General features: G+C 59.3%; 21 protein-coding genes. 19 read left to right on the top strand and 2 right to left on the bottom strand.

What is annotated here, in order from left to right; genetic code table 11:
• Window positions 1-104: 104 nt before the first annotated feature.
• The 10 genes from AC50YL_RS21365 to AC50YL_RS21320 all read left to right on the top strand — a co-directional run bounded on the left by AC50YL_RS21365 (window position 105) and on the right by AC50YL_RS21320 (window position 10,272).
• A complete protein-coding gene (locus tag AC50YL_RS21365) occupies window positions 105-851 on the top strand; it encodes a phytanoyl-CoA dioxygenase family protein (RefSeq protein ID WP_494834588.1) in 747 nt (248 codons plus the stop codon).
• Window positions 852-902: 51 nt separating this feature from the next.
• Window positions 903-1,751: a helix-turn-helix domain-containing protein gene (locus tag AC50YL_RS21360; RefSeq protein ID WP_494834587.1), complete on the top strand. Its 849-nt coding sequence runs from the start codon at window positions 903-905 to the stop codon at window positions 1,749-1,751.
• 213 nt (window positions 1,752-1,964) lie between these two features.
• Window positions 1,965-3,110 (top strand): metallophosphoesterase, encoded by a 1,146-nt coding sequence (locus AC50YL_RS21355; protein ID WP_494834586.1) that lies wholly within the window; start codon window positions 1,965-1,967, stop codon window positions 3,108-3,110.
• A 109-nt stretch (window positions 3,111-3,219) separates the two neighbouring features.
• On the top strand, window positions 3,220-5,535 hold the full coding sequence (locus tag AC50YL_RS21350; protein ID WP_494834585.1) for an alpha/beta hydrolase family protein: 2,316 nt from the start codon (window positions 3,220-3,222) through the stop codon (window positions 5,533-5,535).
• 45 nt (window positions 5,536-5,580) lie between these two features.
• A complete protein-coding gene (locus tag AC50YL_RS21345; RefSeq protein ID WP_494834584.1) occupies window positions 5,581-6,009 on the top strand; it encodes an RbsD/FucU family protein in 429 nt (142 codons plus the stop codon).
• Window positions 6,010-6,084: 75 nt separating this feature from the next.
• Window positions 6,085-6,303 carry a hypothetical protein gene (locus tag AC50YL_RS21340; RefSeq protein WP_494834583.1) on the top strand — a complete coding sequence of 73 codons (219 nt, stop codon included), beginning with the start codon at window positions 6,085-6,087 and terminating at the stop codon, window positions 6,301-6,303.
• A gap of 145 nt (window positions 6,304-6,448) precedes the next feature.
• Window positions 6,449-8,635: an alpha-galactosidase gene (locus AC50YL_RS21335; RefSeq protein WP_494834582.1), complete on the top strand. Its 2,187-nt coding sequence runs from the start codon at window positions 6,449-6,451 to the stop codon at window positions 8,633-8,635.
• A gap of 110 nt (window positions 8,636-8,745) precedes the next feature.
• On the top strand, window positions 8,746-9,138 hold the full coding sequence (locus AC50YL_RS21330; RefSeq protein WP_494834581.1) for a phage holin family protein: 393 nt from the start codon (window positions 8,746-8,748) through the stop codon (window positions 9,136-9,138).
• A gap of 144 nt (window positions 9,139-9,282) precedes the next feature.
• Entirely contained in the window at window positions 9,283-9,735 is a 453-nt protein-coding gene (locus AC50YL_RS21325; RefSeq protein ID WP_494834580.1) for a YhjD family protein, read from the top strand.
• A gap of 153 nt (window positions 9,736-9,888) precedes the next feature.
• Window positions 9,889-10,272, top strand: a complete 384-nt coding sequence (locus AC50YL_RS21320; protein ID WP_161744656.1) for a cupredoxin domain-containing protein — start codon at window positions 9,889-9,891, stop codon at window positions 10,270-10,272.
• A gap of 79 nt (window positions 10,273-10,351) precedes the next feature.
• Here AC50YL_RS21320 and AC50YL_RS21315 read toward each other — a convergent pair whose 3' ends face one another.
• On the bottom strand, window positions 10,352-10,609 hold the full coding sequence (locus AC50YL_RS21315; RefSeq protein WP_161744657.1) for a hypothetical protein: 258 nt from the start codon (window positions 10,607-10,609) through the stop codon (window positions 10,352-10,354).
• Window positions 10,610-10,719: 110 nt separating this feature from the next.
• Between AC50YL_RS21315 and AC50YL_RS21310 the strand changes: the two genes are divergently transcribed.
• The 5 genes from AC50YL_RS21310 to AC50YL_RS21290 all read left to right on the top strand — a co-directional run bounded on the left by AC50YL_RS21310 (window position 10,720) and on the right by AC50YL_RS21290 (window position 13,545).
• Complete coding sequence (locus tag AC50YL_RS21310; protein WP_494834579.1) at window positions 10,720-11,007, top strand: Dabb family protein; 288 nt, start codon at window positions 10,720-10,722, stop codon at window positions 11,005-11,007.
• Window positions 11,008-11,152: 145 nt separating this feature from the next.
• Window positions 11,153-11,578 carry a DUF86 domain-containing protein gene (locus AC50YL_RS21305; protein ID WP_494834578.1) on the top strand — a complete coding sequence of 142 codons (426 nt, stop codon included), beginning with the start codon at window positions 11,153-11,155 and terminating at the stop codon, window positions 11,576-11,578.
• A gap of 137 nt (window positions 11,579-11,715) precedes the next feature.
• Window positions 11,716-12,381, top strand: a complete 666-nt coding sequence (locus AC50YL_RS21300; RefSeq protein WP_494835255.1) for a helix-turn-helix transcriptional regulator — start codon at window positions 11,716-11,718, stop codon at window positions 12,379-12,381.
• A 153-nt stretch (window positions 12,382-12,534) separates the two neighbouring features.
• Window positions 12,535-13,017 carry a DUF948 domain-containing protein gene (locus tag AC50YL_RS21295; RefSeq protein ID WP_494834577.1) on the top strand — a complete coding sequence of 161 codons (483 nt, stop codon included), beginning with the start codon at window positions 12,535-12,537 and terminating at the stop codon, window positions 13,015-13,017.
• Window positions 13,018-13,143: 126 nt separating this feature from the next.
• Window positions 13,144-13,545, top strand: coding sequence for a YtxH domain-containing protein (locus AC50YL_RS21290; protein WP_494834576.1), 402 nt, complete (start codon window positions 13,144-13,146; stop codon window positions 13,543-13,545).
• Window positions 13,546-13,705: 160 nt separating this feature from the next.
• Here AC50YL_RS21290 and AC50YL_RS21285 read toward each other — a convergent pair whose 3' ends face one another.
• A complete protein-coding gene (locus AC50YL_RS21285; RefSeq protein WP_494834575.1) occupies window positions 13,706-14,611 on the bottom strand; it encodes an AraC family transcriptional regulator in 906 nt (301 codons plus the stop codon).
• A 171-nt stretch (window positions 14,612-14,782) separates the two neighbouring features.
• On the opposite strand from AC50YL_RS21285, the gene AC50YL_RS21280 reads away from it, so the two are divergent.
• The 4 genes from AC50YL_RS21280 to AC50YL_RS21265 all read left to right on the top strand — a co-directional run bounded on the left by AC50YL_RS21280 (window position 14,783) and on the right by AC50YL_RS21265 (window position 18,723).
• A complete protein-coding gene (locus tag AC50YL_RS21280) occupies window positions 14,783-16,081 on the top strand; it encodes an alpha-glucosidase/alpha-galactosidase (protein ID WP_494834574.1) in 1,299 nt (432 codons plus the stop codon).
• Between the two features lie 217 nt (window positions 16,082-16,298).
• Window positions 16,299-17,108 (top strand): glutamate racemase, encoded by an 810-nt coding sequence (gene racE / locus AC50YL_RS21275; protein WP_494834572.1) that lies wholly within the window; start codon window positions 16,299-16,301, stop codon window positions 17,106-17,108.
• A gap of 131 nt (window positions 17,109-17,239) precedes the next feature.
• Complete coding sequence (locus AC50YL_RS21270; protein ID WP_494834571.1) at window positions 17,240-18,457, top strand: M14 family zinc carboxypeptidase; 1,218 nt, start codon at window positions 17,240-17,242, stop codon at window positions 18,455-18,457.
• A 20-nt stretch (window positions 18,458-18,477) separates the two neighbouring features.
• A complete protein-coding gene (locus AC50YL_RS21265; protein ID WP_494834569.1) occupies window positions 18,478-18,723 on the top strand; it encodes a hypothetical protein in 246 nt (81 codons plus the stop codon).
• Window positions 18,724-18,801 lie beyond the last annotated feature (78 nt).

Raw genomic sequence — 18,801 nt, 5'->3', positions numbered from 1 at the left:
AGAAGAAAAGCGCTTTCGCCGCAATCGCGCGATAATAAGGGCATGGCAGGCAACGACGCTCTTGAAAGAGAGCGGCAACCCCGATATCATAGGAGGCGGAAGATATGTCAAACATCGCAAACGGAAAATTGACGCAAGCGGAAGTGGATTTCTACGACGAACAGGGCTATGCGCTGTACAAGAATCAACTGTTCGGCGCCGAGAAGCAGGCGGAGCTGTCGGCGATCTTCGAGGAACAATGGGAAATGGTCGGCCGCCGGCTGAACAGCGAGCTGGACACGCCGCATTTCCGCGACGAGCGGCTGCTGAAATTTCTGCTTGCTGACGAGGTGCTGGATCTGGTCGAACCGATTCTCGGGCCGAACATCGGGCTTTGGTCGAGCCACTTCATCTGCAAGGAGCCGCTGATCGGCAAGCAGACGCCGTGGCATGAGGATTCCGCGTATTGGAAAGGCCGGCTCGACCGGTTCGACAAAATCGCGACCGTCTGGCTCGCCATCGACCGCAGCAACAAGGAAAACGGCTGCATGCGCGTCATCCCCGGCACGCACAAGAACGGCTTCTCGGACTACGAGGCCGTGAGCGAGGACGAGAATATTTTCGCGACGCAGATCAAGAACATCGACGAGTCCAAAGCGGTCTATTTCGAGCTGGAGCCGGGCCAATGCTCGATCCACGATTCCCGGATCATTCACGGCGCGACGCCGAACAAGAGCCCGAACCGCCGCTGCGGCTATACGATGCGCTATTTCTCCACGGATGCGAAGGTCATTCCGGAGAAAAACCCGGGCTTCAAAATATGGCTCGCGCGCGGGAAAGACATCGCGGGCAATCCGTTTGTCAACGCGTAATTCCTGAAGGGAATCGCGATTCGGTACCGGTCGGAAGGGGCGGTTGGCCGCATGCATGACTACAAGGGACCCGAGCGTCTGATGAACGACAGCTATATGACGCCGTCCGCCTCGGTCAGCCTGTTCAAGCATCGTCTCGACGGCCGGATCGATACGCATTGGCATGAGTTTTTCGAAATGGGCTTCGTCGTATCGGGCGGAGGCACCCATGTGCTGAACGGCGTGCCGGAGCGGCTGGGCAGAGGCTCGGCTTTTCTGCTCACGCCCGCGGATTTCCACAGCCTGGAGCCGGATGCGGGCGAGACGCTGGAGCTGTACGATCTGATCTTCAACGATCGGTTCATTCGGGAACCGATGCTGGAGCTGCTCTTCGATCACGGCGTCCGGCATACGGCCGTATACGGCAGGGAGGAATACGAGGCGGCGGAGCGGGAATTCGAGCTCGTTTGGGAGGAATCCGCGGGCGGCCGTGCGGGAAACGCCATGCTGGTGCAGGGCAGCGTCGAGCGGCTGCTCATCCAATTGTCCCGCAGGAGCGGGCCGGCGCCGGCCGCTGACGGCGATGCGCGCGGCGCCGGCCTTCCGATTGCGCCCGCCGTGCGCAAGGCGCTCATCTATATCCAGCATCATTTCCGCGAGACGCTTTCGCTTGACGATGCCGCCGCGAGCTGCGGTTTGTCGCCGAATTATTTCAGCGAATGCTTCAGCAAAGGAACGGGCGTCACGTTCCAGGCGTACGTGCAGGACTTGCGCCTGCAATTCGCCAAGTCGCTGCTGAAGACGACGCGCCTGCCGGTCACCGAGATTTGCTTCGCCTCCGGCTTCAATACGCTGCCTCATTTCGAGCGGGCTTTCAAGAAGCGTTTCGGCGGGACGCCGCGGGATTATCGGAAGCGATAGAAAGGACTGGGCTTCAAACCGGCTGCGGAAGGACGCAGCCGGTTTTTCTTCGTTTCGCTGCAGGCCGCTCGCCGGATAAACGAACGAGGATGGGCTTGCGATGCGCGCTTGCCGCTCAAATCGCATTTCCTTCGCCGAATCGCTATACTAATAGAAGGCAAGAAATGAATCATAGAATCGGATCGAGTCGCGAAAGGTTGTGGGGAGTTCTTCATGCGGAAGCTGCCGGCACGTGTCAGAATGATGCTCATGCTTTTTATTTTCGTTTGCCTGCAGGCGTACGCGGGCTGGCATTTGAAGCTGTTTATCGGAGAATCGCCGGCTATCGGCGGAGCTGCGTTCGAAGCCGTCTATTGGCCGTTGTATGTGATCGTCGCCTTCGGGTACTTATTCTCGCGGATGCTGCGCAAGCGCCTTCCCGGACCCGTCGTGCTGGCGTGGAAACGGGTTGGCGCGTATTGGGTTGCCGTATTCGAGTACGCCATCGTGCTGCTCCCGTTCGCGGATCTGGCCGCCTGGCTGCTGCGCGCCTTGTCCGTATCGAACGCGGACGCGATCCTGTACGTCGGCGGCGCCGTCATCGTCGTTATGCTCGCGATTCTGCTCCGCGGCTCATGGAATGCCTGGTCGCCGGTCGTGCGCGAATACGCCGTCGCGATCGATAAGCCGGCAGGCAGCTTGAAGGAGCTGCGCATCGCGGTTGCTTCCGACTTGCATCTGGGCACGACGGTCGGAAGACGGCATCTGGACCGGCTCGTCCGGCGGGCGAACGCGCTGGAGCCGGATCTGATGCTCCTGCCCGGCGACGTGCTGGACGACGACGTCGAGCCGTTCGTCCGGTTTAATTTCGGGGATCAGCTGGCCCAAATCAAGGCGAAGTTCGGCACGTACGCCGTTCTCGGCAATCACGAATATTACGGGGGCGGCATCGACGTCTACGTGAAAGCGATGCATGGACTCGGCATCCCCGTTCTGCTCGACGAGACCGTGACGATCGGCGACGGCTTCTACTTGATCGGCCGCAAGGACAAGACGGATCGCGACAGGGCATCCGTCGCGGAACTGACTGCCGCCTTGCCGGACGATAAGCCGCGCATCCTGATGGACCATCAGCCTTCGGCGATTCGGGAGATCGCCGGCGCGGGCATCGATCTCTCGCTGCACGGCCATACGCATCGCGGCCAGATGGCGCCGAACCATTGGATCACGAGGCGGATTTTCGAATTGGATTGGGGCTACAAGCAGTTCGATTCCTTGCATGCAATCGTCTCCTCCGGCTTCGGCACATGGGGACCGCCGATCCGCATCGGCAGCCGCAGCGAGATCCTGTTCGTTACCGTCAGGTTCGGCTCCCAATAGTGACAACAAATTCGTATTGGTCGCTGCCGGGATCCGTCGTATAATTTACTAGCAGCTAGATTCGGAGAGTAACCTACAACGACGCATCGACGAGGAGTTGGAGCCGCAGATGGACCTTGAATTGAATTCGCCGCTCATGCCGCTGCCAACCCCTCCGCAAAGGAAGCCCGCATGGAGGCGGCTGGCGGCCTGGCTGGTTGACCGAGGCAGGATGACGCTTCGATTCGATACGCTGATCTGGCGTTTCGCCATGGCCGGGCTCTGGGTCGCGTGCAGCGCGGTGCTCGTGATCACGGCGCTCGGCATGCCGACTGGCATCGGCGTCGCGTTCGACGCCGCGGTCGCGGTGGCGATCGGCACGCTTGGCATGGCCGCCGCTGGTTTGGCGGGAGCGTACGTTCTGGCGCTTTGTTACGCGCCCGTCCCGCGGCTGACGACCGGCGTGCTCGCGTTTACGGGCTTCGCGATGTGGTACGTGGGCGACAAAGCCAATCTCGGCGATTGGATCTCGCTCGTGCTGGCGGCGATTATCGCAGGCATCGGGTTAGCCGGCGGGTTGTTCGTCGGCCTGCTTGCGCACCGGCGCGTGCCGGCGCTATTAAAGGTCGCGTTGATCGTCGCGATCACGGTGTCCGGCCTCAGCTTCGACAGATGGCCCATGAACGTCTACGGCGACGTTCCCGCGGACGCGCAGGTAGTGACGCCCGAACCGGAGGTCGCGCAGATCGCGGCGGGCAATCCATCGGCGGACGGTCCTTATCCCGTGACATCCTTTACGTACGGAAGCGGCACCGACACCAAGCGGGACGAATTCGCCTCGGGCGCCGCATTGAAATCGGAATCCGTCGACGCATCCGCCTATATCCACCGCTGGAAATGGCTGAGAAGCCTGTTCTGGGGCTTCGACGAGACCAAGCTTCCGGTTAACGGCCGCGTGTGGATGCCGGAAGGAAACGGACCGTTCCCGCTCGTGTTGATCGTGCACGGCAATCATTTGATGGAACAGTTTTCCGACGAAGGCTACGCGTACCTGGGCGAGATGCTCGCAAGCCGCGGATTCATCGCCGTGTCGGTGGACGAGAATTTCCTGAACTATTCGTTCTGGGGCAATATTCCCGACAACGACATGAAGGTGCGGGCGTGGATGCTGCTGAAGCATCTGCAGCAGATCGAGACGTTCAACGAGCAGGCGGGCAGCCCGTTCTATCACCGGGTAGACCTGCAGCAGGTCGCGCTAATCGGGCATTCCCGCGGCGGGCAAGCGGTCGCCATGGCGGCGGACCGCTCCGCATGGTTCGACAAGGACAAGACGCTTGCGAGCCTGGACGCCGTGAAGATCCAAGCCGTGATCGCGATCGCCCCGACCGACACGAACGTGGACAAGAAGAAAGCGCAGCTGAAGGATACGTACTACTTGTCGCTGCAGGGAGCGAGCGACGGCGACGTCGACACGTTCGGCGGGGAACGCCAATATATCCGTTCCAGCTTCACGCCGGGCTCCGACCGCTTCAAGGCGACGTTGTACATCGGGGAAGCGAATCACAGCCGGTTCAACACGAGCTGGGGCACGATGGACGACAGTTTGCCGGGGGGATTGCTGCTCCGGAAGGACGAGATGATGGACGCCGACGACCAGCGGCAGGTCGCGAAGGTGTATGTCGGCGCCTTCCTGGAAACCGCGCTGCACGGGAACGCGCAGTACGAGACGTTGTTCAGCGATTACCGCACGGGCGAAACCTGGCTGCCGGCCGCAACGTACTTGAACCGGTTCGAGAACGGCAGCTTCCTGCCGCTCGCGCGGATCGACGAAGATTACGACAAGACGAAGCTGACCAACGGCGCGACCGCCAAAGCGGAGCGCCTGCAATGGTCCGAAGCCGCGGCGGAAGACCGCGACGGGAATGACAAAGGCACCCGCGGCGCGGTGCTGCAGTGGAAGCAGGGGGACGGCAGCTACTCGCTGCTGCTCCCGGAATCGATCGATGCGCTCCATGGCCGCACTTCGCCGGCGCATCAGGAATTGGTCTTCAACATGACGAATTTGGAAAGGGATTTGCCCGGCTTCAACCAAGATTCGGACAAGGACGGCGGTTCCGGCATTCCGCTGCCGCAAGTGGAGATCGAATTGCGAAGCCGGAACGGCGCGGCCGCGCGGCTGCCGCTTTCCGAGTTCAAAGCGGTCGTGCCGCTGCCCTACACGCACTTCACCTTGTTCCCGTGGATGGAGAACAGCGTCATGAACGGCAAGTACAAAGAGCCTACGGAACCGGTGTTTCAGACCTACGGCCTTCCGTTCGACCGGTTCCAAGCGGTCAACGCCGAATTCGACCCCGCCCATTTGTCGCAGGTGACGTTCTATTTTACCAGTGACCAGGGTAAAGTCATGCTGGACGATATCGGCATCGCCGATGTCGTCAAACCATGAGCGCGGAATTATGAGAAGCAAAATCGCCCAAGGAGGATTTAAGACATGCTAATCGGCATTCCGAGAATCATTTCTCCCGAGCTGCTCAAAGCGTTGATGGAGATGGGGCACGGCGACGAAATCGTGCTGGCCGACGCCAATTTTCCGGCGGCGAGCCACGCGCAGCGGCTGATTCGCTGCGATGGCCATCCCATCCCGGAGCTGCTGGACGGCATTCTCCGGTTGTTCCCGCTCGATCCGTACGTGGCCAAGCCCGCCGCGCTGATGGAGGTCGTGCCCGGCGATACAGTGGAGACGCCGATCTGGGACGTCTATGGTACCGTTATCCGCGGCCGCGCCGGTCTGGAAGCGCCGTTCGAAACGGTTGAACGCTTTGCATTTTATGAGCGGGCCCGCAAGGCGTACGCTATCGTGGCGACGGGGGAAGGCGCGCTGTATGCGAACCTGATCCTTAAGAAAGGCGTTATTTCGTAAGGTTCCGGCCCAGGCCGGCCGTTTCCGGGGAAGAATCGGGGATGGCCGGTTTTTTTATGGGCGTTTGGCAAAACTATGCCGAAAACGGAACGTTTGGAGGCGATGCATCCGCATGCGGGAAAGGTCGCTCTGTCATTGGCCGATTTTTATGATGCTCACGCTGAAACCATGTACCGGTATCACTTGAACACATGGCGAATGCTGGAGCGGAGCGGGTGGAAGCCGGGCAAGGGGGATCTGGAGCTGCATGTTACGTTCACCTTGAAATACTCCGGCGTCTTCGAGTTGAAATAATGAAGATTGAACCTACAATTCTCCATAGGATCGCTAAAACCCTCCATGTCATGCAACGCATGTTCCGCCTATACTTGTAGACGGCTGGCGTATATCGCATCTCACTCGGCCAGCATCGTTTATTCCATAGGGAGGGTATTCCGTTATGTCGATAAAATTTTATGCCGAGAGCGGCTTGTTTCACCTGCAGACGCGCTCGATGAGCTACATGTTCCAAGCGCTGCAGGGCTTTCCCGCGCATGTCTACTGGGGACGCAAAATCAGCGAGGGCAGCGCGGAGCGCCTGCTGCAGCGCGTCGAACGGGCATCCTTCAGCCCGAATCCGGTTCCCGAGGACCGCTCGATCTCGCTTGACACGCTTCCGCAGGAATATCCGGGTTACGGCTCCGGCGATTTCCGAAATCCCGCTTATGCCGTGCAGCTCGCGAACGGCACGACCGTTACCGAGCTGCTCTACGTTTCCCATGCGATTCAAGCCGGCAAGCCCGCGCTGGAAGGACTTCCGGCCGTCTACGCGGAGCGCGCGGACGAAGCGGAGACGCTGATCGTCACGCTCGAGGACAAGCCGTCCGGCTTGAAGGTCGAGTTGTCGTACGCCGTATTCGAAGCGTTCGACGCGGTGATCCGCTCGGCGCGCCTGATCAACGCGGGCGACGAAGTCCTGCAGCTCACGAGAGCGCTCAGCTTCAGCGTCGACCTGCCGCACGACCGGTTCGAGCTGCTGCAGCTTTCCGGCTCCTGGGCGCGCGAGCGTTACGTGCACAAGCGCGCGCTGACGCCGGGCATCCAAGCGATCGAAAGCCGCCGCGGCTCCAGCAGCCATAACAACAACCCGTTCTTCGCGCTGCTGTCCGAGGGCGCGACGGAAGACCACGGCGACGTCTACGGCTTCAGCCTCGTCTACAGCGGCAGCTTCGCGGGCGGCGTCGAGGTGGATCAATTCCATACGTCCCGCGCGTACATGGGCATCAATCCGTTCGATTTCTCCTGGCGCCTGGAAGCCGGCGAATCGTTCCAAACGCCGGAGGCGGTCATGGTCTTCTCGCATGAAGGGCTCGGCGCCATGTCCCGCACCTACCACGAGCTGTACCGCACGAGATTGTGTCGCGGCGCTTTCCGCGACGCGATCCGGCCGATCCTCGTCAACAACTGGGAAGCGACGTACTTCGATTTCAACGCCGACAAGATCGAAGCGATCGCCAAAGCGGGCAGCGAGCTCGGCATCGAATTGTTCGTGCTCGACGACGGCTGGTTCGGCCGCCGCGACAGCGACAACAGCTCGCTCGGCGACTGGATCGTGGACAAAAAGAAGCTGCCGAACGGGTTGGAAGACCTGGCGGAGCGCGTTCGCAGCCACGGACTTGAATTCGGCCTCTGGTTCGAGCCGGAGATGGTCTCGCCGGACAGCGACCTGTACCGCGCGCATCCGGACTGGTGCCTCCACGTACCGGGACGCCGCCGTTCCGAAGGCCGCCAGCAGCTGATTCTCGATCTGTCCCGCGCGGACGTGCAGGCTTATATCGTGGAGTCGGTGAGCGGCATTCTCGCGAGCGCGCCGATCACCTACGTGAAATGGGACATGAACCGCAACATGTCCGAGATCGGCTCGGCGCTGCTGCCGGCCAACCGCCAGCGCGAGACGGCGCACCGGTACATGCTCGGCTTGTACAACGTGTTAGAGCAAATCACGTCGGCCTTCCCTAAAGTGCTGTTCGAAAGCTGCTCCGGCGGCGGCGGACGCTTCGATCCCGGCATGCTTTATTACATGCCGCAGACGTGGACGAGCGACAACTCGGACGCCGTCAGCCGGTTGAAGATCCAGTACGGCACGAGCATCGTGTACCCGGTGAGCGCCATGGGCGCCCATGTATCCGCCGTGCCGAACCATCAGGTGCACCGCAATACGCCGCTCAAGACGCGCGGCGACGTCGCGATGTCAGGCAATTTCGGCTACGAGCTGGATCTGACCAAATTCTCGGATGCGGAGAAAGAGGAAGTGAAGCGCCAGGTCGAGCAGGTCAAGGAAGTGCGCGGGCTCGTCCAATATGGCAGCTTCTACCGGCTGCTCAGCCCGTTCGACGGCAATGAGACCGCCTGGATGTTCGTATCGCCGGATCAGCGCGAGGCGCTCGTCGTGCATGTCGTCGTGCTGAACGAAGCGCACGCGCCGCTTGGCCGTCTGAAGCTGAAAGGCTTGAACGCCGATTTCCGGTACGAGCGGATCGGAACGGACGACATCGCCGGCGGGGACGAGCTCATGTACGCGGGCGTCGCCAAGGAGCGGGCGCACGGCGATTATTTCAGCACCGTATACCGCTTCCGGGCCAAGTAACCCCGCTCGTCCCGAGAAATAGACGGCCCATCAGGTACAGATGACGGGACAACCCGTCTCCCTTCCCCATATGCTATAGGGCAGCGAAGTCTGAAGGGAGAGTGGGACAAGTGCCGCATACGATCGTTTGCAGTACCTCGGCCGTTTTTGGCATCGTGCTGACCTTCTCGTTCGGTATCTGGCCGGAATCCCTGACGTTGCTTTTGGTCGCCATGGGGGTCGACTACGTGACGGGAACCACCGCTGCCATACGAGAGAAGAGAGGGCTGAACAGCTCTGTCGGTTCTTGGGGATTGGCGCGCAAGGGCATGATGCTGCTCGTGATCATGCTCGCGCATCGCATCGACATCCTGATGGAGCTTAACAATATCGCGATGGGCGGAGCGGTTTACTTCTATTTGGCCAACGAACTTATTTCCATCACCGAGAACCTGGGCCGGATCGGCGTTCCGATGCCGGACCGGCTGCGCCAGCTGATCGAGGTGCTCAAAAATAAAAAGTAGCCGTATAGCGCTCCGGCATCGAGGCCATCCTGAAACGGGATGGCTTCTTTTTTGTTCTCGCGCGCCTCCGGTCGCATTGCGCAGTTGACATCGGTTTGTTATAATGGGAACAAATGTTCTTGTCATTCGATTTGGAGGGGACTTATGGTGCTGGATACGGAGACGCGCACGTCGCAGCTCGTCAAGGAGTCGCCGCCGGCTTGGCCCGGCAGGGAAACGCAAGGCGATGGCGATTCGCCGCCGGCGCAGCTCGGCAGGGAGCTGGAGCTCGTGAAGCGTTATGTGCTGCTTGGGGTTGTCAAGGCCATATTGGAGCATGATATCCGCATCGTGGGAGCGGCGCCGACGAAGCTGCCGCGTTTGTACGAATCCATGCTGCGCGGGCTGCAGGACCGCGTTCTGCTGGAGCTGGCCGACTTGCGCAAGCAGTTCAGGGCAAGCGGGATCGGGGTATATGAAGAGAAGCGGACCAGGGAAGCCTTGACGGCCAGCTACCGCTGCATGGGTTACGAGCGGTCGTTTTCCATGCCGTGGACGTTCGTGAAGGCGGAATCGGAACGGGTGCTCAAAACGTATCTCCGAACCAATCGGAGATAAAGGCGGCATCATCCGTTTTCTGTCAAATAACGTTCATCGTTTTGTCAAAAAAAGAAAAAAGTTTATCGGTTGACACAGTTTAAGGTTGAGAATATCGGACGATCTTAGGTAATATAAGGAGTAGACATTTGATGAAAAGGGGAGCAAGAAGCAATGCATAAGTGGATTATGTTTGTCGTTTTCGCTGCGGCTTCGGTTCTGGGCATTATTTTGCTGACGACTCAGCTTCCGGGCAAACCGGTCGATGAAGCTGCATCGCTGCCGCCGGGCGAAAGTTTGATGAAAGTGGAAGCTTCCGCGGACTTCGTTTTTGACCAAAAGGAATATCATGTCAAGAAAGGCGATAAAGTGAAGCTGGAACTCGTCAACAAAAGCGGCATTCACGGTCTTGCCATTCCTGACCTCGGCATTGAATTGAAGGGCGATAAGCTGTCGCAAGAGGTAACGTTCGATAAGGCGGGTACGTTCGAGATGCACTGTGCCGTCATGTGCGGCGTAGGCCATGCGGATATGAAATCCGTGCTGATCGTTGAATAAGCAAAACAAAAGGAGCCCGCTGCGGCTCCTTTTTTAACACCTGTTCCCGCAACGGCGGACGACAGCGCGCATCCGCCCGCTAATCGTAGGAATGACGGCGGCTTCTGCTTCTGCCGATGGCCCAATCGCAGATGAAGCCGAGAAGCGCCCACGTAGCGACGGTGAGTACGTACATAAGGTAGACGTTGACCTGGTGAATGTCCACGATCATGTCCGCGATCCAGGCGGGAACGCTGAACATGAAGAAGACCATGTTGTGCGGATCGTATCCCGTGGAATTGTAGAGGCATAAAGCGACGCCGATGAGCGTGGCCGTGATCGTTACCGGATAACGCATGAGCTGCATCTCCTTTGCTGGAAGATTGCCGAGTGGCGGCACCTTGCGTTATTATGTGACAAAAGGGTGCAGCGCATCCCGACCACAATTTATGAAGGAGCGAACTTATCATGATTACGCATATCGTTATGTTCAAACTCAAGGACGGGAGCCCGGAGAACGTTGCGCGAACGGTTGAAGTGCTCAAGAACATGGAAGGCAAGATCGACGAGCTGCGCTCCATCGAAGTCGGCACCGACATCGTTCATTCGGAGCGTTCGTACCATATTGCCCTCGTGACCCGCTTCGATTCGTTGGAGGCGCTTAACGCGTACCAGGTTCACCCGGAACACAAAAAAGTCATCGCGCATATGAGCGAAGTTCGCGAAGCTTCGGTAAGCGTAGATTACGAAACGTAAGGACGGGCCATAACTAATGGGTGACGTTTTCGAAATGATGACCTACCTGATCGTCATTATCATCAGTCTCATCGTGATGACGGTCTGGCTGAAACGCAAGGCACGCAAGAACAAACGGTCTTAACCGGAATCCGAGGTACGAGCAATGTATTATGTAAACCGAGAACAAATCTCCGTCCGGCTGGCGGTGCTTCCCGACGTGGCGGACTCGCTGCTTTGGCTGCGCGCCAATTGGGACGGCAGCCTTATTCATGGCATGGCGCAGGAGAGAGCCCTGCATTTGGCGATCGAGACCGTAACCGACGTCGGCAGCTATCTGATCGACGGATTCATCATGCGCGATGCCAGCAGCTACGAGGACATCATCACGGTCATCGCCGGCGAGCAGGTGTTTCCGGAAGCGCTGCAAGCGCCGCTGCTCGAGCTGGTCAAGCTGCGCAGGCCGCTGGTGCAGGATTATTTCGACTGGACGCGCGAGGCGCTTCATCCATTGGCGGCGGAGATGCCGGCCGTGCTGACGGCTTTCAAGCAAGCCGTGGAAGCCTACCTGCTTCGGGAGCTGGGCGAGTAACGCGGGCTAAGCCGCGCCGATTTACGAAACGGCCGAAATGCGTTACAATGACGTCATTAGCTGGACTTACAGGCCGAAAGCTGGCTTGCGGGCCAAAGCGAATCTTGCGGGGGCCAAAGGTGGTAGATGGAATGGGAATGGAACTGAACGGAACGCCATTTATGCGCAAAGAACAAGCCGTAAGGCAGGAGGGCTCGACGAGGCAGACCGTGCTGACGCTGCTCAAGACGAACGGGCAGATGAATGCCGGGGAGCTCGCGAAGCAGCTGCAGATTACGGAAATGGCCGTGCGGCGCCATTTGAGCACGCTCGAGCGCGACGGTTTGATCGCGCCGACGATCGTGCGGCAGGCGATGGGCAGACCGACGCATATGTTCAGTTTGACTGAACAGGCTGAGCTGTTATTCCCCAAAAATTACCATGTGTTGGCGATGGATCTGCTGGAGGAGCTTGAGGAAGACCCGGAAACGGCGATGATGATCGACCGCCTGTTCGAAGGGCGCAAGCGCAAGCTCATGGAGCGTTACGCGCACCGGATGGAGGGCAAGACGCTCCAAGAGAAAGTAACGGAGCTGGCCGCGATTCAGAACGACGGCGGCTATATGGTGCAGGTGGAGAACGATGCCGAGGGTCTGGTGCTCCATGAGTACAATTGCCCGATCGCGCAAGTCGCGAACCGTTACCAGCAGGCCTGTCAATGCGAGCTGGCGCTGTTTCGGCAGCTGCTCGGCACGGAGGTCGAACGAACGGAATGCTTGGCGAAAGGCGGCGGCAAATGCAGCTATCGCATCGCCGGCGCATGACCATAGAATGACGCAGTTAGACGCGGGAGCTCGGCTTCCGTGTCTTTTTTTGTTCCTGAAACTGTGTCAAGTCAAGCCTATGCTGTTTATACTATTAATACGAAATGGGCACGAGCCCAATCGTACAGAGAGTTGGATGGAGGTGGGCCCTGAATGGCCATTTGGTTTGAAGGAGCTGCGGCCGCTGCGTTCGTCGCATTGGTCGTCGGCGTGCTGATGTGGCTGAGGTCGGTCGACAAGCGCATGGGAAAGCTGATGCAGCTGGCCGAGTCGCTCGAACGCCGCGCCGAAGTCGCCGTTGCCCAGGTCAGCGATTTGCTCGACCCGGTAACGGAAACGGCGCGGACGGTACAGAAATCGGTGGATGGCATTGCGAAGCTTACGGAAGCAACCAAGCGCATCGGAGAGTCGGCGAACCAATTTTCATTCACCGTCAACCGGATCTCCAGCGAGCTGAACGACACGGTCGAGCAATTCGCCAGCAAGTCCGGCGAGAAGGCAAAACGCGGGATTGCGGACGCGATGGGCTGGGCGGAAGTCGGTTACGCCGTATGGCATTTCTGGAAAGACAAACGGAAAGAAGAAGCCGCGGCCGAATCCTTGCATGCGCAAGCCGTGAAACAGGGCACGATATGAGGTAATAAGCGACTGCAGCCGCATGCCGCAGGCAGCGAGCGAAACAGTCAACTAATCCATGCTGACGGCGAAGCCGGAGATACTTGGGCAAAACCGCCGCAGCTAAATAAAAAGGAGTGTTCCATAATGGCAAAAAGCAGAGGTTTTATGTATGGCGCGATCGCAGGTGGCGTAGTAGGTTCCGTGGCAGCACTGCTGCTGGCTCCGAAATCGGGCCGGGAACTCCGCAAAGACATCGCCGATAAAACGCATGCGGTATCGGATCAAACCGCGCGCATCGCCGGTCAAGTCGGCGACAAAACGGTTCAAATCGCCAAGCAAGTCGGATCGACCGCAACCACGGCCGCTTCCAAAGCGAAGGATACGGCATCGTCGGTCATCGATAACGTGCGCGGCTGGCGCTCCGAAGCCAAGGATACGATCGAGGAAACGGGCGAGCAGATTAAGGATGCCGTGGAAGACGTGAAAGAACATGGCCAAGAGCTGATGAAAGAGCACCGCGAAGAGCTTCAAACGGCGAACACCTAATGCGTGTTCGATAGCATAGCGGAACGAACCGAGATAGGCTTTGCCGCCGGCAGCGATGTCGGACGGCAAAGCCTATTTGCTTGCGCGGCGCCATCGCGGCAAACGGAGCTCGGACACGCGTCGGCGGTCAAACCTCGTGCGTCCTGCTTCGACGTTCGCGCTACCCGTTCCTGGCTTGGGACCGGTATTCGGAGGGCGAGCAGCCGAACGTTTTGCGGAATTGTTTGGAGAAATACAAAGCGTCGGGATACCCGACGGAAGAGGCCACCTGGTCGATGGACAGGTGGTTTTGCCCGTTCAGCAGCTCTTTGGCGCGTTCCATGCGAACCTTCAGCAGAAACTGCATCGGCGATACGCCGGTGATCTGCTTGAACATTTTGGACAAATGGGTACGGTGGTAGCCGAGGCTGCGCGAGAGCTTCTCGATCGAGATCGGCTGCGCGTACTGATAGGACAGCCAGCGCACGGCGCGCTTGATCTGGCGTTCGATGTCCGGAAGGATGGCGAGGGAATTGAAGGCAAGCTTGCCTTCGTTCAGCAGGCCGAGCTCCTTGAGCAGCACGCGGAGATGTCCGCCCGCTTCGAGGTCGGCCAGCTCGGGAAAGGGCGTCTGCTCGAGCGTTCCTCGGATCTTGCGGTACAGGGAGGTCAGCGGACGGAGCTCCCGGCCATGCACGATGGGATTGGCGGCCGAGAAGCCGAGGCTGAGCAGCAGATGGCCGGCGGCATGGCCTTTGAAGGCGACCCAGACGTAATGCCACGGATCGTCGTCGTCCGCGACGTAGGAGAACAGCTCGTCCGGGAAGATAATGAACGTGTCTCCGCGCGAACAGGGATACCGGTGCCCGTCGATCTCGAACGTCCCGCGGCCGGAGATGACCGTATGGACGAGGTAATAATTGTGCACGGCAGGGCCGATGCCATGGCCGGAGACCGTCTTGCCTTCGCCGCTGAACATGACCGACAGCTCGCCCTGGGCCGGCTGGGAATTGTTCATGACGGTGAATTTGGAATGGTCGGGGTTGCGCGACTTGCTGCGGACGGCCGCGGGGATCGTACTCATCATAGCGCCTTCTTTCCTCGATGGATGACCCTTTCAGTGTAAATGAGAAAAATACAAATGTACATATTTAAAATGCTTTAATTCCTACTCAAACCGATGTTTATTGCTCTATAGTAGTGTATAGAAGAAGACATTAATCCGCTTACATGCGAACTATTTCGAGGAGGACATTCCATGCCGAAGATTACTTTCATTGGTGCCGGAAGCACCGTATTCGCCAAGAACGTGCTGGGCGATTGTCTCGTGACGCCATCCCTGCAAGGCTTTGAAATCGCGCTGTTCGATATTAACCCGGAGCGGCTTTCCGATTCCGAAACGATGCTGAACCATATCAAGAACACGTTCGGCAGCACGTCCGTCATCAAGGCCTATACCGACCGCAAAGAAGCGCTGCGCGGCGCCAAGTACGTCGTCAACGCGATTCAAGTGGGCGGCTACGATCCGTGCACGATCACGGACTTCGAGGTTCCGAAGAAATACGGCCTGCGCCAAACGATCGCCGACACGGTCGGCATCGGCGGCATTTTCCGCAACCTGCGCACGATTCCCGTCATGCTCGACTTCGCGCGGGACATGCAGGAGGTATGTCCGGACGCGCTGTTCCTGAACTACACGAATCCGATGGCCGTGCTGACGAACGTCATGAACACGCATGGCGGCATCAACACGGTGGGCCTCTGCCACAGCGTGCAGGTGTGCGTGAAGGATCTGTTCAAGAACCTCGGCATGGACGATACGGGCGTGAAATCCAAGATCGCCGGCATTAACCACATGGCTTGGCTGCTCGAGGTGTCCAAGGACGGCGTGGACCTGTATCCGGAAATCAAGCGCCGCGCGCGCGAGAAGCAAAACGAGAAGCATCACGACATGGTCCGCTTCGAAATGATGCTGAACTTCGGCTACTATATCACGGAATCCTCCGAGCATAACGCCGAATACCACCCGTACTTCATCAAGCGCAACTATCCGGAGCTGATCGAGCGGTTCAACATTCCGCTGGACGAGTATCCGCGCCGCTGCATCGAGCAGATCGGCAATTGGAAGAAGCTGAAGGAAGAGCTCGTGGGCAATTCGACGCTGGAGCACAAGCGGACGCACGAGTACGCGTCGTACATCTTCGAAGCGATCGAAACGAACGTGCCGTTCCGCATCGGCGGAAACGTCATGAATACCGGCTTGATCACGAACCTGCCGCGCGAAGCGTGCGTCGAGGTAACGTGCCTGGTCGACCGCAACGGCGTTACGCCGACGTACGTGGGGGACCTGCCGCCGCAATGCGCCGCGCTGAACCGCACGAACATCAACACGCAGCTTCTGACGATCGAAGCGGCGATCACCGGCAAGCGCGAGCATATCTACCATGCCGCGATGCTGGACCCGCACACCAGTGCCGAGCTGTCGATGGACGACATCAAAGCGATGTGCGACGACTTGATCGAAGCGCACGGCGACTGGCTGCCCGCTTACCGTTGATCCGTTATACGCATGCACGCCGTCCAGGCCGCATCAGCTAAGCGCAAGCGAAGCCGACGCCGCCGGGACGGTTTTTTTCTCTGTCGTCCCGCCATTCGCCGCTTGTCTCGCCTTGTTGAACCTTGTCCCGATTTGCGCTAAGATGTAGGTACCTTTTCGTCAACGAAGTCATATCTTATTGAAGTCCTGTCAAAACGTTCAAGAAAGCGGTGTGTCTGTGCAACAACCGATCGCAATACTGGATTCTGGCGTCGGCGGTTTAACCGTGGTCAAGGAAATCATGCGCCAGCTTCCCCGGGAAAAAATCATGTATTTCGGCGATACGGCCAGAGCGCCCTACGGCCCGCGGCCCGCTGAAGAAGTGACTCGGTTTACGAGGCAAATCGTGGAGTATTTGATTCAATTTCGTCCGAAAATGATCGTCATCGCCTGCAACACGGCTACGGCCGTCGCGCTGGAAGATATTCGTTCAAGGGTGGCCATTCCCGTCGTCGGCGTCATTCATCCCGGCGCCAGAGCCGCCAACGGCCGCACGCAGTCCGGCATCGTCGGCGTCATCGGTACCGAAGGGACGATCCGAAGCGGCGCGTACGAACAGGCGCTGAAGCAATTGTCGCCCTCCATCGACGTGATCAGCTTGGCTTGCCCGAAATTCGTCCCGCTCGTCGAGCAGGGGAATTTCCGTTCCCGGGAAACGCAAGAGGTCGTGGAGACCTCGCTTCAACCGCTCAAAGCGCGCAATATCGACACGCTGATACTCGGCTGCACCCACTATCCCTACCTGTCGGACACGATCGCGTCCGTCATGGGCAGAGACGTGATGCTGATCAGCTCCGCGGACGAGACGGCACGGGAGATCAGCACGATCCTGCATGACCGGAACAGGCTGACCCGGGACGCCGAGCTGCCGATCCACCAGTTTTTCTGCAGCGGGGATCCGCGGATGTTCCGCATGATCGCCCAGCAGTGGCTCGGCGAGCAGATCGAATTGACGCCTGTCGTCTGGCAGGTTCCGAAGATCGGCTAATAAGAGCATCAACCGTTAAGAGCCGTCAACGCCGCAAGCGTTGGCGGTTCTTTGTCGTGTCAAGGAATGACGGCATTCCGGCGGGCATAGCATGTAGCATAATGACACGAACCTAACGGAGGTGACCCTGCATGCTGCCATACGTCGTGCAGGCGGGCGACACGCTGCTGCGCATCGCCCGTACGTTCAACGTGAACAAGGAATCTTTGCTCGCGGCGAATCCCGGTTTGCACGCCGCCCGCCCGCTGTTTCCGGGCTTGCTGCTGTCCGTTCCCGCGCAGACGGCCTTCATATACCGTGTTCAGCCCGGCGATTCGCTGCTCGGGATCGCGGGCAAGTTCGGTTTGTCGCTGCAGGCGCTCCTGCAGGCGAACCGGCATCAAGATTTGAAGAAGCTGCTGCCGGGCTTGCTGCTGACGATTCCGTGTCCGGACAACGGGCGGGTCGTGGACGGCCGCGCGGAGTACGGACAGCGCGAGCTTGCCGCCGACGCGGAGGCGCTGCTGAAGGCGTACCCGTTTCTGCAGGTCGAGCAGATCGGCGCGAGCGTCATGGGCAAGCCGATTATTGCCGTCCGCCTCGGCGATGGTCCCGCGAAAGTGCATGTCAACGCCGGCATGCACGCCAACGAATGGATTACGACGCCGCTGCTCATGACCTTTCTCGAGGATGCGGCGAAGGCGGCCTCATTCGGCCATAAGCTGTGCGGCGTCGACATGCGTTCGCTGCTTCAGCGGGTCACGCTGTGGGCCGTTCCGCTCGTCAATCCGGACGGGGCGGAGCTCGTTCAGGAGGGGCTGCGTCCGGATCATCCGCACGCGCAGGAGCTGCTGCGGTGGAACCGCGGTTCGGACCGGTTTCAACGGTGGAAGGCCAACATCCGGGGCGTCGACTTGAACGACCAATTTCCCGCGTTCTGGGAAGAGGAGCAGTCGCGCCGGGCCGCGGACGGGCCGGGGCCGCGGGATTATCCGGGCCCTCATCCGCTATCGGAGCCGGAGGCGGTCGCGCTGGCCGAATTTACGGCGGAGCAGCAGTTCGACCTCGCGGTGGCGCTGCACACGCAGGGGCAGGAGATCTATTGGAATTATCGCGGCTACGAGCCGGTCGACGCGGAGCGCATCGCCCGCAGGCTGGCACGGGAAAGCGGCTATAAGCCGGTGAAGCTGACGGGCAGCGACGCAGGGTACAAGGATTGGTTTATCCTGCAGTATCGCAAGCCCGGCTATACGGTCGAGGTCGGATACGGCGTCAATCCGCTGCCGATCGAAGCGTTTCCGGACTTGAACGACGAGGTGCGGCCGCTTCTGGTCGCCGCCTTGGAGGCAGCCGCTTCGCTTGTGCTATAATAAGCGCATGAAGGAGGCGGATGCCTGTGCGCAAACTGCTGTCGCTCCGCCATTGGCGGACCGTGTTCGTCCGAATCTTCCGGTTGCTGGCCGCAAAGGAAGTTCGGCTGCTGGACAAGCTCCTCTATTTGGTGCCGGTGCTGCTGTACTGGGTTCTCCCGGACGTGATGCCGTTCGTGCCCATCGACGATATCGCCGTCACGATGATCGCCGCGGAACTGTACACGCGGTACATGGAACGCAAATACGGCCGCGCGCTCAAGTAGCGGTTGAACAATGGCCGAGCTTTCTATACAATAGAATAAATAAAGTTGCATAACGATTCGGGCGGCTGCGATCTCGCA

The sequence above is a fragment of the Paenibacillus sp. J22P277 genome (assembly GCF_059383675.1).
The sequence above is the reverse complement of the archived record's forward strand: the minus strand, read 5'-3'. Positions and strand labels throughout refer to the sequence as shown.

Excerpts from the sequence above, each read along its gene's own strand:
- AC50YL_RS21295 (WP_494834577.1), top strand. The coding sequence starts at position 12,535 with ATGGCCATTTGGTTTGAAGGAGCTGCGGCCGCTGCGTTCGTCGCATTG.
- AC50YL_RS21345 (WP_494834584.1), top strand. The coding sequence starts at position 5,581 with ATGCTAATCGGCATTCCGAGAATCATTTCTCCCGAGCTGCTCAAAGCG.
- AC50YL_RS21270 (WP_494834571.1), top strand. The coding sequence starts at position 17,240 with ATGCTGCCATACGTCGTGCAGGCGGGCGACACGCTGCTGCGCATCGCC.
- AC50YL_RS21360 (WP_494834587.1), top strand. The coding sequence starts at position 903 with ATGCATGACTACAAGGGACCCGAGCGTCTGATGAACGACAGCTATATG.
- AC50YL_RS21335 (WP_494834582.1), top strand. The coding sequence starts at position 6,449 with ATGTCGATAAAATTTTATGCCGAGAGCGGCTTGTTTCACCTGCAGACG.
- AC50YL_RS21325 (WP_494834580.1), top strand. The coding sequence starts at position 9,283 with ATGGTGCTGGATACGGAGACGCGCACGTCGCAGCTCGTCAAGGAGTCG.
- AC50YL_RS21355 (WP_494834586.1), top strand. The coding sequence starts at position 1,965 with ATGCGGAAGCTGCCGGCACGTGTCAGAATGATGCTCATGCTTTTTATT.
- AC50YL_RS21305 (WP_494834578.1), top strand. The coding sequence starts at position 11,153 with ATGTATTATGTAAACCGAGAACAAATCTCCGTCCGGCTGGCGGTGCTT.
- AC50YL_RS21365 (WP_494834588.1), top strand. The coding sequence starts at position 105 with ATGTCAAACATCGCAAACGGAAAATTGACGCAAGCGGAAGTGGATTTC.
- AC50YL_RS21290 (WP_494834576.1), top strand. The coding sequence starts at position 13,144 with ATGGCAAAAAGCAGAGGTTTTATGTATGGCGCGATCGCAGGTGGCGTA.
- AC50YL_RS21285 (WP_494834575.1), bottom strand. The coding sequence starts at position 14,611 with ATGATGAGTACGATCCCCGCGGCCGTCCGCAGCAAGTCGCGCAACCCC.
- AC50YL_RS21310 (WP_494834579.1), top strand. The coding sequence starts at position 10,720 with ATGATTACGCATATCGTTATGTTCAAACTCAAGGACGGGAGCCCGGAG.
- AC50YL_RS21320 (WP_161744656.1), top strand. The coding sequence starts at position 9,889 with ATGCATAAGTGGATTATGTTTGTCGTTTTCGCTGCGGCTTCGGTTCTG.
- AC50YL_RS21315 (WP_161744657.1), bottom strand. The coding sequence starts at position 10,609 with ATGCGTTATCCGGTAACGATCACGGCCACGCTCATCGGCGTCGCTTTA.
- AC50YL_RS21300 (WP_494835255.1), top strand. The coding sequence starts at position 11,716 with ATGGAACTGAACGGAACGCCATTTATGCGCAAAGAACAAGCCGTAAGG.
- AC50YL_RS21280 (WP_494834574.1), top strand. The coding sequence starts at position 14,783 with ATGCCGAAGATTACTTTCATTGGTGCCGGAAGCACCGTATTCGCCAAG.
- AC50YL_RS21350 (WP_494834585.1), top strand. The coding sequence starts at position 3,220 with ATGGACCTTGAATTGAATTCGCCGCTCATGCCGCTGCCAACCCCTCCG.
- AC50YL_RS21265 (WP_494834569.1), top strand. The coding sequence starts at position 18,478 with ATGCCTGTGCGCAAACTGCTGTCGCTCCGCCATTGGCGGACCGTGTTC.
- AC50YL_RS21340 (WP_494834583.1), top strand. The coding sequence starts at position 6,085 with ATGCCGAAAACGGAACGTTTGGAGGCGATGCATCCGCATGCGGGAAAG.